General features: G+C 70.4%; 13 protein-coding genes. 5 read left to right on the top strand and 8 right to left on the bottom strand.

Annotated elements, in window-relative coordinates; genetic code table 11:
* On the top strand, nucleotides 1-197 hold a 197-nt coding region (locus VN520_RS25240), incomplete at its 5' end, for a hypothetical protein (RefSeq protein WP_414719947.1).
* 151 nt (nucleotides 198-348) lie between these two features.
* Here the strand turns inward: VN520_RS25240 and VN520_RS25235 are convergent.
* The 3 genes from VN520_RS25235 to VN520_RS25225 form a co-directional block, all read right to left on the bottom strand.
* Entirely contained in the window at nucleotides 349-606 is a 258-nt protein-coding gene (locus tag VN520_RS25235; RefSeq protein WP_325749232.1) for a hypothetical protein, read from the bottom strand.
* A gap of 231 nt (nucleotides 607-837) precedes the next feature.
* The gene (locus tag VN520_RS25230) at nucleotides 838-1,020 is read right to left on the bottom strand and encodes an NUDIX domain-containing protein (RefSeq protein ID WP_325749231.1); all 183 of its coding nucleotides are present in this window, start codon (nucleotides 1,018-1,020) and stop codon (nucleotides 838-840) included.
* Nucleotides 1,021-1,174: 154 nt separating this feature from the next.
* Nucleotides 1,175-2,926 (bottom strand): SpaA isopeptide-forming pilin-related protein, encoded by a 1,752-nt coding sequence (locus tag VN520_RS25225; RefSeq protein ID WP_325749230.1) that lies wholly within the window; start codon nucleotides 2,924-2,926, stop codon nucleotides 1,175-1,177.
* Nucleotides 2,927-3,310: 384 nt separating this feature from the next.
* On the opposite strand from VN520_RS25225, the gene VN520_RS25220 reads away from it, so the two are divergent.
* Together VN520_RS25220 and mihF are read left to right on the top strand one after the other, a co-directional pair.
* On the top strand, nucleotides 3,311-5,575 hold the full coding sequence (locus tag VN520_RS25220) for a tetratricopeptide repeat protein (RefSeq protein ID WP_325749229.1): 2,265 nt from the start codon (nucleotides 3,311-3,313) through the stop codon (nucleotides 5,573-5,575).
* A 73-nt stretch (nucleotides 5,576-5,648) separates the two neighbouring features.
* A complete protein-coding gene (gene mihF / locus VN520_RS25215; protein ID WP_325749228.1) occupies nucleotides 5,649-5,963 on the top strand; it encodes an integration host factor, actinobacterial type in 315 nt (104 codons plus the stop codon).
* A 26-nt stretch (nucleotides 5,964-5,989) separates the two neighbouring features.
* Here mihF and VN520_RS25210 read toward each other — a convergent pair whose 3' ends face one another.
* Entirely contained in the window at nucleotides 5,990-6,856 is an 867-nt protein-coding gene (locus VN520_RS25210) for a helix-turn-helix transcriptional regulator (RefSeq protein ID WP_325749227.1), read from the bottom strand.
* 456 nt (nucleotides 6,857-7,312) lie between these two features.
* Here VN520_RS25210 and VN520_RS25205 point away from each other — a divergent pair, with 456 nt between their 5' ends.
* A complete protein-coding gene (locus VN520_RS25205) occupies nucleotides 7,313-8,224 on the top strand; it encodes a helix-turn-helix transcriptional regulator (protein WP_325749226.1) in 912 nt (303 codons plus the stop codon).
* Between the two features lie 364 nt (nucleotides 8,225-8,588).
* A complete protein-coding gene (locus VN520_RS25200) occupies nucleotides 8,589-9,701 on the top strand; it encodes a helix-turn-helix domain-containing protein (protein WP_325749225.1) in 1,113 nt (370 codons plus the stop codon).
* Nucleotides 9,702-9,713: 12 nt separating this feature from the next.
* Here the strand turns inward: VN520_RS25200 and VN520_RS25195 are convergent, their stop codons facing one another.
* From VN520_RS25195 to VN520_RS25180, 4 genes are all read right to left on the bottom strand, one after another.
* Nucleotides 9,714-11,648, bottom strand: coding sequence for a hypothetical protein (locus VN520_RS25195; protein ID WP_325749224.1), 1,935 nt, complete (start codon nucleotides 11,646-11,648; stop codon nucleotides 9,714-9,716).
* 232 nt (nucleotides 11,649-11,880) lie between these two features.
* Nucleotides 11,881-12,003, bottom strand: a complete 123-nt coding sequence (locus VN520_RS25190) for a hypothetical protein (protein WP_325749223.1) — start codon at nucleotides 12,001-12,003, stop codon at nucleotides 11,881-11,883.
* A 305-nt stretch (nucleotides 12,004-12,308) separates the two neighbouring features.
* Complete coding sequence (locus VN520_RS25185; protein WP_325749222.1) at nucleotides 12,309-12,665, bottom strand: SH3 domain-containing protein; 357 nt, start codon at nucleotides 12,663-12,665, stop codon at nucleotides 12,309-12,311.
* Nucleotides 12,666-12,883: 218 nt separating this feature from the next.
* Nucleotides 12,884-13,342, bottom strand: a complete 459-nt coding sequence (locus VN520_RS25180; protein ID WP_325749221.1) for a hypothetical protein — start codon at nucleotides 13,340-13,342, stop codon at nucleotides 12,884-12,886.
* Nucleotides 13,343-13,382 lie beyond the last annotated feature (40 nt).

The following is a 13,382-nucleotide window of genomic DNA, read 5'->3' as shown; positions in this document are numbered from 1 at the left end:
CGGCCTTCCTTCTCCAGGCCGCGGCCGAGGCCACCCGGGGCCAGGCGACGTCTCGGGCGCACGATCTGCGAGCCGGCTCCGCCCTGGCGCAGTCCGGCCCGTCGCCGCTGCCGCCCGCGCGGGCGGACCAAGGGCTCGATGCCGCCCAGCGGGCGGCCCTTCCCCCCGCCTCGTCGCAGGCACCAACCGTCCGCTGATCGCGCGCAGGGCGGGTTTCGTACGCAGTACCGAGAAATCCGTCCCTGTGTGTCCCTCTCCTTAGCCTTAAATAGCTACAAAACAGGGCATAATATCCTCGTCTGGAGGGGCAGCCGAGGGACACAAGCAGAATGTGTCCCTCGATCGCGGTCAGGCCGGGCCGGGGTGTGGTTGCCTGCGGCGCCAGCTCAGCAGGCTCCTGCCGCGCCTGCCCGGCTTCCCGCCGGCGCGGTTGCCGAGCGTCGTGAGCCGCGCTGCCGCGAGGTCGGCCACGCTCGTCTTGCCCCACCCGGTGGGCAGTCCCGGTCCGCGCCGGGTGGGCATGATGATGCGCGGGCTCAGCACGCGCTCGGCCGCCCGCTCGGCGCTTTGGATCTTCGAGAAGAAGGGGGCGAGGTCGCTGGACATGCCCTGCCGCAGAGCGCTCAATCCCCGGCGGCGCAGGTTATCTCGGGTGCCTGGGAAGCAGCAGGCAAGTCAGGCATGTAGCCGTTTTCGTACGTGCCTGACAAGTATCCGATGGGTCTTCAGGCACGTACGGCACGGCAGGACTACTCTCCGTCTTGGCCGGTCGCCCGCTGCTGGAGATGGGCTTCGAGGGCTTCTTGGACTCCTAGGAGCATGCTGCGGTCGTGCTCCTCAGCGCGCTGTTTCCTCCTCCAGTTCCCGCGCCGCGGCCTCACGGGGGTCTTCCCCGGGCTCGCAGCCGCCGCGTGGAAACTCCAGGGAGGGGCCCCGATGGGGTAACGGTACGTAGGGACCAGGGCCAGTCCGCCCGGGCCGACGGGGACAACGACCACACCTTGCTGCTTCCACTGCCATCGCAGGTAGCGGCCCTGCGATCCGTTGGGGAAGACGACCTCGTCGTTGAACAGGCGGCCGAACCGGTTGCCGAAGACCTCTGCCTCCCGCTGTCGACGGATCGGTGCTGGCGGGGCGGGGTCCAAGCGGTGCTGCTGCATGCTGCTCCTGTTCGTCAGTGGCGGCGGCCGGGTACCGGGGTCGGGTGGGCGGGCTCAGGAGGCGGGGTGTCGGGGCGCTTGCGGCGCCGGGCGGCCCAGATCGTCGCGCCGCCGCCGGCCAGGAGGACAGCTCCGGCGCCCAGGGCCCAGGTGATGTTGCCGCCGCCGGTGTGGGCCAGCTGTCCCGAGGGGGCGGGCGGCTGCGCGGCGGGGGGCTGGGGCCGCTCCGGGGTGGCGGGCGGCGTGGACGGCGACGTGGACGGTGGCGTGGTGGGGGTCTTGGTGTCTGCGACGGTGATCTCGACCCGGGCGGCGGGCTTGGCAGTGAACTGCTGCGGCTTGGCGTTGAGTTCGTAGCCGGCGGGGGCCTTCACCTCGGTGGCCCAGTAGGCGGTGCCCGCCTTGAGCAGGACGTCCAGCTTCGCCGTGGCGGTGCCGTCCGCTCCGGTGGTCAGGGTCGTGATCTTCTTGCCGGGGGCGTGTCGGCCGTCCGTGCCCACGGTGTCGGCGGTGATGTTGATGACCGCGCCGGGGAGGGTTTTGCCGCTGTTCTTGTCGATCTTCTTGAGGGTGAGGTCGGCGGGCTTGAACGGGTCGATGACGACGATCGGGTTGGCGGCCGCCGTCTTGCCTTCGGTGATGATGATCTTCTGGTCGGGCACCAGGGCGTGCAGCGGGCTGTTGCTGTTGGTCTCGCGCAGCAGGTAGGTGCCCGCGGGCAGGTTGTCGAAGGCGAGGATGCCCTCGTGGTCGGTGGTGCCGCGGGCGGCCGTCTTGCCGTCGGCGTCGAGGAGTTCGAAGGCGACGCCAGCCATCTTGGTGCCCTCGGGATCCTTCTTGCGGATCTGGACACCGCCGGGCGGGGCCGTGACTTCCACCGTGGCGGCGGCCTTGGTGGTGGTGTCGCCGGCCAGCAGCATCCGCTGGGCCTTGGGGTCGCGGGGGGTGAGGACCTTCAGGGAGCCGGGCAGCTGGTCGGCACTCGCCTCGACACCGGCCGTGCCCTCGGTCTCGGCGGTGAAGCTCCAGCGGGCCGTGCCGTCCGCCCCGGTGACGACCTGGCCGCTCTCGCCCTTCTCCCCTGCCTCGGTGAACTTGACCTTGACCCCGGGCACCTTCGCGCCGGAGAGGGTGGCGGTGACCGCAACGCCGACCTCGACCTTCTGCCCGGCCGAAGTCTGCTTCGTCTTCGGGGCGAGAGTCAGGGTGTAGGGACCGGCGTACTTCTTAGCCTCGGCGATGTAGTCGAGGGCCAGCGTGCGTGAGCTGCTGGAGACGTTCGGATAGGCCAGGCGCTGCTTGCCGCGTGCTCCGTCGATGCCGTACGTGCCACCCGCCAGCATGTCGTACACGACAGCGTCCACGGCCGCGGCCTGAGCCGCGTTCTGGGTCTGCCCGTACCGGCCGATCACGTAGCTGGCGTACGCGACCTGGGCGTCGGGTACCTGCTTGCCGGTCACTGAGGACGTCCAGTGGCTGGTGACCGCGGGCGAGCCGTAGCCACCGGCCGCGTCCGGCCCCTTCTTCTCCGGGTCAGCGCAGTAGGTTTCCCAGTCGCCTTGGACTCGCATCCCCGGCGGCCCGTACGCGCCGATGTGGCTGGTCGCGGCGTTGCCGTCACTGTCGGAAATGGCATAGCCGGGGCCGAAACGATCAGCCTGCGGTGCGGCCGACGCCGCCGGAGCCCAGACGAGGGTGCCGCAGACAGTGGCCGCGACCGCGATGGACGCCGGACGCGAGAGGACGCGGGCGGGGCGAAGGCGCATGTGCAGGAAGCTCCTTGAATCGGCAGCCGCCTGGATCAGTGCGGCGGGCGGCCTGGCGGTGGTCAGGCGCGAAGCTAGTGCGGCCGCCGTCGGCGAGATCCCTGCTTCCTATCCAGCGGACACCGCGGCGAGTTGCCTCCCGTCGGGCGGGAGGCAATCGCCTTCCCCGGCCCGTCTCGCGGGCCACGTGGCTGCGGGTCGGCGGGGGCATGTCGCCGGCGCAATTCTCGGTCGCCTTCCCTCTCCAGGAGCGGCCTGGGACATGGGATGCCCGTCAGGCGGGAGAGCGTGCACTTGCCCGTCTATCCCCCGGGATCGGCTCGTCGCTCGGGGGCGCGGTCCGCGAACGTGAGGGTTCTACCCGGATCAGCAGGAGGGCCCAGCATGCGACGCGAGCGGTTCGACGAGCGGGACCTGGAGGCGTGGACAGGTGCGATGAGCGACCACGTCCGCATGGGGCCCGTCCGCTCCACCGAAGAAGGGCTGCAGCGTGTGGCCCGTCTGCGTACGCGCGTCCGCCAGTCCCCGGAGCCGTGGCTGGCGTGGCAGCAACTGGCATGGGCCCTCAACGACCTTCTCCATTGGGACCTGCTCAACCACGAGATGCCCGGACTTGGCGGCGTTTCGGATTCCGAGGGCCTCGACGAGGAGGAGCGTGCGGCGCTGTGCAGAGAGCAGACCCGCGCCCTGCGCCATGCCGGAATCGCGCCGGAGGAACTGGCGCTGGCCCTGTGGCGGCAGGGATACATCGAACAGGCCCGCCAGGAACTGGAACATGCGCTGCTCTGGGCCTCTGAGGATGCCGACCTGCTCGCCCTGTGGGGCACGTTCCTGTGCGACCAGGGCGACCGTGAGGCTGGACTGGAGCAGTTGCGTGCCGCCGTCGAGCTGGCTCCGGACAGGGCCCGTTACCAGGTACGGCTGGGGCTGTTCGCACAAGGGCAGGAGCGTCTGGAAGCCCTCCGCGCGGTAGAACGTCTAGAGCCGGAACACAGCTGCCTGTGTGAGGCCTTGCGGGGTCAGGACGAGCTGGCCGAGGCGGCGCCGGCCGCTGAGCAGGTCGATCGAGATGAGCACCGCCACTTCCTCTGGTGGCTGATGGATCCGCTGCGGGCGGCCGAGCACGAGGCGGTGTTGCGCGCCTGGCTGGAGCTCGCTCCCCTGGACCAGGAGTGCGCCGAGCACCTGTACCGGAAGCTGAGCTACCAGATGCAGTGGACAGGCGACTACTTCGGAGTTGCCGAGTGGTGGGACCAGCCTCTGTGGAGGGAGCCCGGCGGCCACGATGGATGTGTGCCCTCGCAGCCCTACGTCGACCTCGGTCGTTCCCTGGTGCTCCGCGGCCACGCCGCCCAGGCCGAGCATGTGCTGCGCCGGGGGCTCACCGTGCATCCGGACGATCCGACGGTACGGACCGAACTGGCAAGCGCTGCCATGGCTGAGGGCCGCCATGCGGACGCGGAGCAGCAACTGCGCGCTGCGATCACCCACAGTCGCCTGCAGGACCCTCACCTCAGCCACCGCCACCGACTGCTGGGCGAAGTACTGCTGTGCTTGGCCCGGCCGGCGGCAGCGGCCGTCGTACTGCGCAGGGCCACCACTCTGGACCCGATGAACGCCGCCGCCCACACCGCACTGGCCGAGGCCCTGGAGTCGCTACGTTGCTTCGACGATGCCATCGCAACTGCACGCCGAGCGGTAGCCCTGGGGCCCGACCAGGGCTGGATGTCCGGCGTACTGGGGCGGATCTTGTTGGGACGTGCCGATGTCGCAGGCGCGTGCGAGGCCCTGGAGGCAGCGGCCCGACTGGACCCGAACAATGCGGTGATCCAGGAAGACCTGGCCGAGCTGTGGCGCGTCGCGGGCCCCGATGCCCCGGCGGGGGCCGGACTGGCTGCCGCCCGGCGCTGCCTCGACCTGGGTCCTAAGCAGCTCAGCGGGTACGAAGCGCTCGCCGCCGCACTGCATGATCTGGGGCGCGGCGCCGAAGTACTGCAGGTCGCGGCGGAAACCGTGCAGCGCTGGCCTGCCTCCGGGCGCGCCCACAATCTGCACGCTCTCGCGCTGTGGGAGACAGGGGACCACATCGGGGCGATCGCGGCGGCGACCGAGGCCGCACATCTGGACCGCAGCGCCGTGCACCTGCACAACTGGGCCTGGCTCCTGGCCCGCACCGGCCGCCCGGTGCAAGCTCTGGCCCTGTACGAGGCCGCCCAGGACAAGAACCCCTACGACCCTCAGGTCAGCCACGGATTCGCGCTCGCCCAGCTGCTCGCGGGCCGCCCTGGCGCAGCCAGGGTCCGCTTCACACGCAGTCTCTCCCAGCGAGCAGACCCGGACACGGCGGGCAGGATCCATCTGTACTTGGCCGCGCTGAGCGGGTGGGACAGCGACAGGTATCTCCATCTGTCCGCAGCACGCTGGGCGCGCAGCCACCCCGGGCAGCCCAACGTCTGGTCCGGTCCGGCGGACCGCGTCCGGGAGCAGGCGGTCACCTCAGACATCGCTAATCTCTGCCTGAGCGGCCTGCAGAGCGTCTCGGGAGCGCTGGCAGACAGGATCGCCGCCGACCCCGAGCGGCCGGCCCTGCAGTGGGCCGTAGGGCAACTCGGCCTGATCTCCCCGGCCCAACTGCTGTCCGCGCCGTAAATCCCCTGTTCACAGGCTTGCCCGTCAAGGCATGATGGCCGGAATTGATCAACGAAGGGGATGGGTGAGGCCGATGCCGCTTCCTGTACTGAGTCCCGAGGCACGTGCCGAGGCGCTGCAGAAGGCGCTGCGGGCACGGCGCGAACGGGCGGACGTGCTGGGCGCGTTGAAGTCCGGTGAGGTGACGCTCGCCGCCGTACTACAGCGCACGGACGACGTGGTCTGCAAGACACCGGTACAGCAACTGCTGCGCGCGCTGCCGGGGATCGGCACGGTGCGCGCGCAGCAGCTGATGAGCGAGCTGAACATCCCAGCCCGACGCAAGGTCCGGGGGCTGGGACCGCGCCAGCGCGAGAGACTGATCAGGCTGTTTCCCGCCCAGGGATGAGCTCTCCCGGATGAGCTTCCCGGGGGTCAGCTCTGGAGTCCTCCGTCGAGCCAGTCGAGGTAGTGCGGGTCATCCAGTTCGGCGCGCCAGGCTGTGAACGGGGCGGTGGCCGCGGCCTGTCGATACAAGACGGTGCTGTGCTGGGCGAGTTCGTCGAGTTCTGCGGCGAGGTAGCGGTTCTCGGCGGGCAGGGTGCGGGCGAGGCCAGCGCAGATGGTCGCTTCGGCGAGGACGCAGGCCACGGCGTGTGCCCAGGTCTGTCGCCCCAGGTGGTCGGGGATCTCGCGGCGGCTGCGGCGCGGCCGACGTTCTTCACGGCCCGCTCGCTGCGCCGCGTGGTCGATGGCGCAGGCGAGCGCCGTGACGGCCTGGCGGACACCGGATCCGACCGGCTTGAGGCGACGCAGGAGCCGCTCGTCGTGCGGGTGTAGGCGGTGATCACCCAGGGCCTCCAGCCGACGTCGGGGGCCAGCAGCCTGCCGGGTCAGGGCGCGCAGTTCGCAGAGCCATCCCAGCGCCTCGCCGGGAGTGGGACCGTCGGGGACGTCGGCAGGGAAGCCACCGTGCTCACGCTGCAGGGAGGGAGGCAACAGACGAGCCAGCACGGGTTCCTTGACCCGGTAGGGCTGGCGGGCGGTGATGCGGTCTTCCTGGAAGGGGAAGACGGGCTGGGGTTCTGTCCTTACCAGCAGCTCCAGCCTGCATCCCATGCCTGCGATCAACCGCTGCAGATCGGCGAAGGTGGGTTCGCGTTCTCCCGTGAAGTAGCGGTGCACCGAAGGCTGGGTCACACCGAGGAACCGGGCCAGCACTGTCTGCGTTGAAGGTTCTGTGCGGGCCCGCTGCAGCAGCCACGCGGCCGGAACGGCTGTCATCGGATCTTGGACGGACACGACCCTCTCCCCCTCGTCGAGACCTATACCGATACGGTATACCCGCAGGATTATGCGGGATTCCTCTTCGACTTCGACGCCTCCTGCACGGACCTCCGGGCGGGCATTTCCTCGCCCCAGGCGGAGTTAGAGGCGAAGGGGCCTCCGCCAGAACAACTGAAGACCGACCGAGGACAGCCGCCCAGACTTTCGTGCGCGCAGGCGCCGCTGGGCCTGAGGACTCCCACGGGATCGCGATTCTTCGCAAGCTGTCCGGATGTGCAGTGCGCAAATAAGCTCACTGCACCCTGGGGCCGAAAACCAGTTCGATTCCACGCCCTGTCGGACCGTAGGATTCCGCATTCAGCCTGATCAACCCAGGTGAGAGGGGCAGAAGTGACAGGGGGCGTAGCGCCGCATCAGCACCCCGAGCACGAGGATGTCTGCGCAGAAGGTGCCGAAATCTACGAGCGTGCTTTGCGGTCAGGGGGATCCGTCGCCCGAGTCGAGGCCGAGCGGGCGCCGTGTCTGATCGATCTGGGTCTGCTCCACCCCGCTCCCGACCGGCAGGACATCTTCCTGGCCGTGGAGGCCGCCGTGGTGCTGCCCCGGCTGCTGGACACGATGGAGCGCCGGGTGGCGGTCGAGCGCGAGCGCGGCGCCCGCCTGGCGGACCTCCTGAACCCGATGATGCGCCTGGATGTGGCGGAGCCCGTTCAGGGCGGCCCGTTCACGATCCTGGAGGGCGCACCTCGAATCAGAGCCGCTGTCGACGAAGCTGCCGACGACGTGCAGGAACGGATGTTGGCCATTCAACCCGGCGGGATCCGCTCCGAGTCCGCACTGACCGACGCTCTCCCCCGCGCGCTCAAACTGGCGGAGCGCAAGGTGCAGATGCGCACTCTCTACCAGCCCTCCGCACGCTACGGCCGTGGCTTGTTGGAGTACTTCACCGCTCTCGAGGGCATGGCCGAGGCGCGGATCCTGGACGAGCTACCCGAACGGCTGCTGCTGTTCGACCGGAGCGTGGCCATCATTCCGGCGCAGGAGGACCGCCGAGTCGCCCTCGAGGTCCGCCAGCCGGCGCTCATCGACTACCTGGCCGGGGTCTTCGAACGGTTGTGGTCCACCGCGACTCCGTTGTACGCGCCGCCCGAGCCGAGCGTCGACGGGGTCACCGATCGCCAGCGGGCCATCGCTCAGTTGCTGGTCGACGGCCATACCGACGCGATCATCGCCAAGCGCTTCGGCCTCAACGAACGAACGGTGCGCAACCACATCGTCAAGCTGAGCGATGCGGTCGGCGGCAGCAACAGCCGGCTGCAGTTGGGTTGGAAGCTGGCTCAGGCCGGGCTGCTCGACGTCCCCGACGTCCCCGACGCCGAGTGACGCGTCCCGCCAATGCGGGCCCGCCCCTACGCGAAGGGCTAGCGGGCCTCGGCGGGAGGCTCTCGGGGTTGCATCCCACCTCACGCTAGCCGGGCGCGGCTCCGAGACCTGCCAGCCGCTCCGGTCGGGCCTCAGAGGCGCCTGTTCGGCCGAGAGGCGGGAGCCCCACCAGATGGTGACGAAACGTTACTTTAAGGTTGAATTAGCACTTCGCCTGGGCGGAGCGGTCCAGACCAAACGAGGTCATGCCCTGGCGCACACCCCTATTCTCCCTCCCCTGGTGACTGAGCGTGGCATGGGCGCTTATGGTGGTGCGCCATCAGGCCTCGGGCAGGGGGCAGCGCCGGGAGAAGGACTACAGGTCATGTTCAGTGCGACGGTCGGACAGACCCTGCGTACCTATCGCACCCGGTCCGGCAGGTCCGCCGGAGACATCGCGCAGGCGGCAGGGATCAGCGCCCGACAGTACGAGGCTCTCGAGTCGGGGACTGGCTGGCCCGGCAACCAGGCATTCGCCGCGGCCGTCGACGCCCTGCAGATTCCCGCCGAGGCGCGCAGCCGCTCCGGTCTGAACTTCTGCGGACGGCCTCTTGGCACCGCCATCGCCGCCACGCTGAAGGGGTTCACGGTGCCAGCCATCGTGGTGGACCATGCCTGGCGCATCGTGGGGGCCAATCAGGAAGCGACCAAACTGCTGCCCGAGCTGGGGCAGCCGGGCTGGAGCCTGCTGCGCTGGATCCTGTGCTCGTCCGAGGCCCGCCGTCGGTTGGTCAACGCAGCCGATGTCGCTGGGACATTTGCGGCCGTACTGCGCGAGGCACTCGCTCTGACTCCCTCCGATCCGGATCTGCGGTCCCTGTATGAGGAGATCGGGTCAGACCTGCGGGCGCGCGGCGCGGCCGAGGTCCCTGACGTAGACGGCCTTGACCTGGTGTGGCGTATGGACAGCGGGCCGTATCAGATGGTCTCCCTGTTCGTGTCCGTACCGACCCGGCGCCCGGACCTGCGGCAGATCGCCCTCCATATCGAGCCCCTACTGCTGCCCGGCCAGGACCTGGACTCCGCACAGTGGTCGGAGGCCGTCCTGACGGGCATCGCCCACTGTGCGGTCTGCTGGTCGGCCATGGTCTATGAGTGGGGTCCGGTCTACCGGTGCCCCAGGGACTGCTTTACGCCGGTGGTCGCGTCGGTCTTGGAGGAGGAAGTCGCGCAACGTCTCCTGCCTCACGTGTACACGGACGGGGCGCTGGCCGGGCTGGCACGGCTGCAGGAGGTTCTGGTGGCCTGCGGCAGCGAGCCCGCCATGCCTGCCCCGGTGTCCCTGCAGCATGCCCTGTATCAGTGGCGTCACCAGATGCCGATGTCCACCCGCCGGGAGCTCGTGGCCGGTTGGGTGGCCCGGGTCGCAGTCGGGCGAGGCGGGCCCGCCTCGGCATCCGGGCTCGTTCTGGACCTCCAGTGGTTTCCCGGACTGTGAGCGGCTGTGCCGCTACCGGCGCGGCGCGGCGCTCCCGGTTCCCTGCCCTTCCGGCTGCTGGTGCTGGTGAGTCCGGCTGATCTGTTCCGTGGCAGCGGGAGTCGCGCTGGGAGGCGGCGGCCCGGCGATGAGGTCCTCTCGCCGTGCCGCCGACTCGGCGATGAACGCCAGGGCAGCGTCGCGCAGCCGGTCGGCTCTGCCCACGTCGGGCACCCGGGCGAACAGACGAGTCAGAGCCGCCTCCGCCCGCTGCAGCGCCGCCGCCTCGCGCAGCGATGCCGCGGGAGTGGCATGCCCGCTCTGGTCCCGGAGGAAGGCCAGCGCCTGGTCGGCGGAACCGAAGACCGCCTCGATCCGCTCGCGCCGCAGGGCGGCCCGGTCAGGCCGGGCGGAGGTGGTGGCGAGTTGCCGCCGCAGCCACAGAGCCCGGGCCTGGTCCTCGCGTGCTGCCCGGTCGGTGGACATCGGCCAGTCGTACTCGTTCCACGCGTCATCATGGTGGAGCTCAACGTGCGCGTCCCGGGCAAGGGCGGTCGGCTCGACCGGAACCTGGCGGCCGTGGGCGAGGTCGGCGGTGATCTCCACGGGGCGCTGCGGGCTGTCGTGCTGCAGAAATTCCATCCACGCCACGGCGGCGTTGGGGCAGGACTGTCCATAGGCCGGGATCGAGGTGAGTGCGACTCCGGACAGCCGGTAGCGCACGGGGCTTCGTGGCTCCCGGATACCGCTGCGGCTCTGCTCGGCTCGGTAGCCGTGTTCGGTGCTCCAGTGGGTGTCGTAGGTGACCTGGGCCTGCTGGAGGACGGATGCGAAGGGCACCTCGGTGCCGCGGATCCGCTCTTCCAGCAGCGCCGCCATCCGTCCGGCCGTCCCGGTCTGCTCGGGCCAGGCGGGCGCGGTGGTGTCCTGGAACTGGAGGAGCAGACGGCCGGGCAGTCCCTGGGTGTCGAGGATCAGGGCAAGGCGGGCCAGGAGTGCGGCGGCGGTCTCCGCGGCATCGGGTGCGTACGGCAGACCCGTCCGGTCCAGGAAGCGCTGTAGCGCCTCGTCCAGGGCGTGGGTGGGCGAGCGGTCGTACTCCTCCTGCTGAAACTCGAACTCGTCTCTCGTCTTGAGCGCCGCCACGAGGTTGAAGAGCATCACTGGTGAGTGGGCGCTCTCTTGCCGCATCTCTTCGCGCACCGGCTCGAGATAGGCCGGATCGGCGCGATGTGCTGCCTCCTTCCACGTCAGGTAGGCCTGCTCGAGCCGCGCGGCGCGGGTAGGGCGCCACTCCCCCGGTGTCCCGGTCTCTTCCAGGACGGCCTGCCACAACGCCGCCTGGTCGACCGGCCGGTGGCTGCCATCGCTCAGCAGCTGGATGATCTGAGCGGGGTGGCCGGGGCGGTCGTGGGCGAGGAGGGCGCCGAGCGCGGCCATCGCGGTAGGGAGGTAGAGGTCCTCGGCTGTCTGGCCGGCTGCGAGGTGAAGGGAGTACCGCAGGCCGGTTGGGTGCGGGGCGGCGTGCTGTTGCCAGTGGAACTCCGCGTCCAGCCATTCCTCGTTGTGGGTCTCCAGAGCTCTGTCAGCCGCATCACGCAGAGAGGCGTTGTGTTCGCCGGCAAAGGACACGAGCGCGGCGGCGAGGTGCCGGGCCGGGCCGTCGAGTTCTCCGTAGGGGTGCCGGTTCCACCGGGCGCGCACTTCGCGGAGCATCTCCTGGCCGCCGTGCCCGTGGACGTCCTCCCACAGCGCCAGGTCGGTCAGCAGGTCGCGCAGGACGATGGCCGCATAGTCGCGGCGTACTCCGCCACGGCGGGTGCGGCTCTCCTCGTCGAGGCCGGGGTAGCGGCGTACCGCTCGGGCCACGGCCTCGAACTCCTCCATGCGGGACCGGGCCTGCGAGAACGCGTTGACGGCCGCCTCGGCGCGTTCGATCTTGGCTGCGAGGTCGGGGGAAGGTCGCACGCCACGGCTCCTTTGGCAGACGGTGCCGTGGAGCCTGGCTGGGTCAGGGAGTGAGCAGCAAGAGGTGGCGGGCTCTATGTCGCCGACGGCCCGGCACGCGGGCTGCGGATGTGCGGGGATCCCGTCTGGCCGGCTCGTCGTGCGTGGTCCGCCGCGGGCGGACGCGAGTGCGCCCGCCCGGGCTCGTGGCACCGGGCGGGCGCATCGGGTCGGCCGGGGGGCCAGGGGGCCGCTACGGCCGGGCGGCGAGCTCCGACTCCGGACGGAACGGGCGCTCCGCGAGACGCGGGCGCTCGGCCAGGAATGCGGGACGCGCGGAGAGGGCCGGACGGACGGACTTACGGGGGCGGTTCATGAGGACTCCTCGTGGGTTGTCGGTGTAGCGGGGTGGTGCGGGACCGATCCCAGCAGCACGAGGGGCCGGTGCCAAGGCGGTCTGGCGAGTGGCTCCTCTGCCTCCCGCCCGGCGGGCAGACAGTGCGCTGAGAGGGTCGGCAGGCGGGCCGAAGGGGATCGTTTCGGCCCGCCAGGCCATCGCTGGACGCTCGTGACGGACCCGGCCCGGCTGGCCTGCATGGGGCACCCAAGTTGACGGCGGGCTCCCGGCTCGCCGGGTGCCCGTCGGGTGCCGCGGTGGGACGGGGCCTTGTCGTCCTTGGGTCAGCCGGCCAGTCCGTACAGGCCGTCGCTGCGGACCCAGCCTCGGATCCCCTTCGGCAGTCCGGACTTGGAGCGGGCGCTGAACTCGGTGTAGTCCCAGCTCCCCCGGCTGCACAGGATGCTGAGGCGGTCACCGTTGTAGAGGTAGCCACGGGAGGTGTAGCCCGTACTCGGACCGGTGCGCAGGTTCCAGCCGTTGTTCTTCACCTTGCCGGCCCCGTTGCTCCAGTTGACGGTGCACTGCTTGTTCTCGCCGACGGCGTGCGCGGCCGGGGCGGTGGTCACCGCCACGCCGGCGGTCACCGACAGGGCGAGCATGGCCGAGGCGGCCAAGCGGGCGGGAGCGCGAAACTTCATGAGGTTCCCTTCATCGCGGTTGGGATGGCGCTGCGCCGACCGGCGCCCTGGTACCTGGCGCCCACTGGCGTCAGCGGCCAGGGCGGGGTACAGCCTGGGATGAGAGGTGGGGGCGCCGACTCGTGTGCCCGGCGGGCTGGCACACGGGCCGGCGGTTCCCGCAGGGCGCCCGGGATTCCCGCCGGGCACTCCCGCCCGGCGGGCACACGAGCGGCGGATCAGCCGCAGTGAACCTTCTGGGCGCCGCCGTTGAAGGGCTGGTTGTCGCCGGGCGTGCGGGTGAGGCCGCCGGAGACGTTGATGCAGGTACCACGGGCCGAGACGTAGACGGGCCCCGCGTAGTAGCGGTAGTTCGCGCTCGACCCGTCGCAGGCCCTGCCGCCATAGGGCGAACGTTCGATACAGACCCAGATGTTTCCGGCCTTGCCCGCCAGGGCGGAGACGGGCCGGGTGATGGCACAGTTCTTGCCAGTGGACCGCGAGTAGTAGACGTCGATGTATCCCGCGGTGCCTTCCCAGGAGCGGGTGACCGGGTACGAGCCGACCTTGCCGTAGCTGCTTCCGCAGGAGCCGACCGGGGCCGCCGCGCTGGCGGTGGACGGCAGGGCCAGCAGACCTGCCGATATCGCGGTGGCGGCGGTGGCTACGGCGGTGATGCGGCGCCCTGTGGTGCTCATGTCTTTCCTGACTGTGCGATTCGTTGCCCGGCCGGTGGCA

Source organism: Streptomyces sp. (genome assembly GCF_035563135.1).
Classification (GTDB): Bacteria; Actinomycetota; Actinomycetes; order Streptomycetales; family Streptomycetaceae; genus Streptomyces.
The sequence above is the reverse complement of the archived record's forward strand: the minus strand, read 5'-3'. Positions and strand labels throughout refer to the sequence as shown.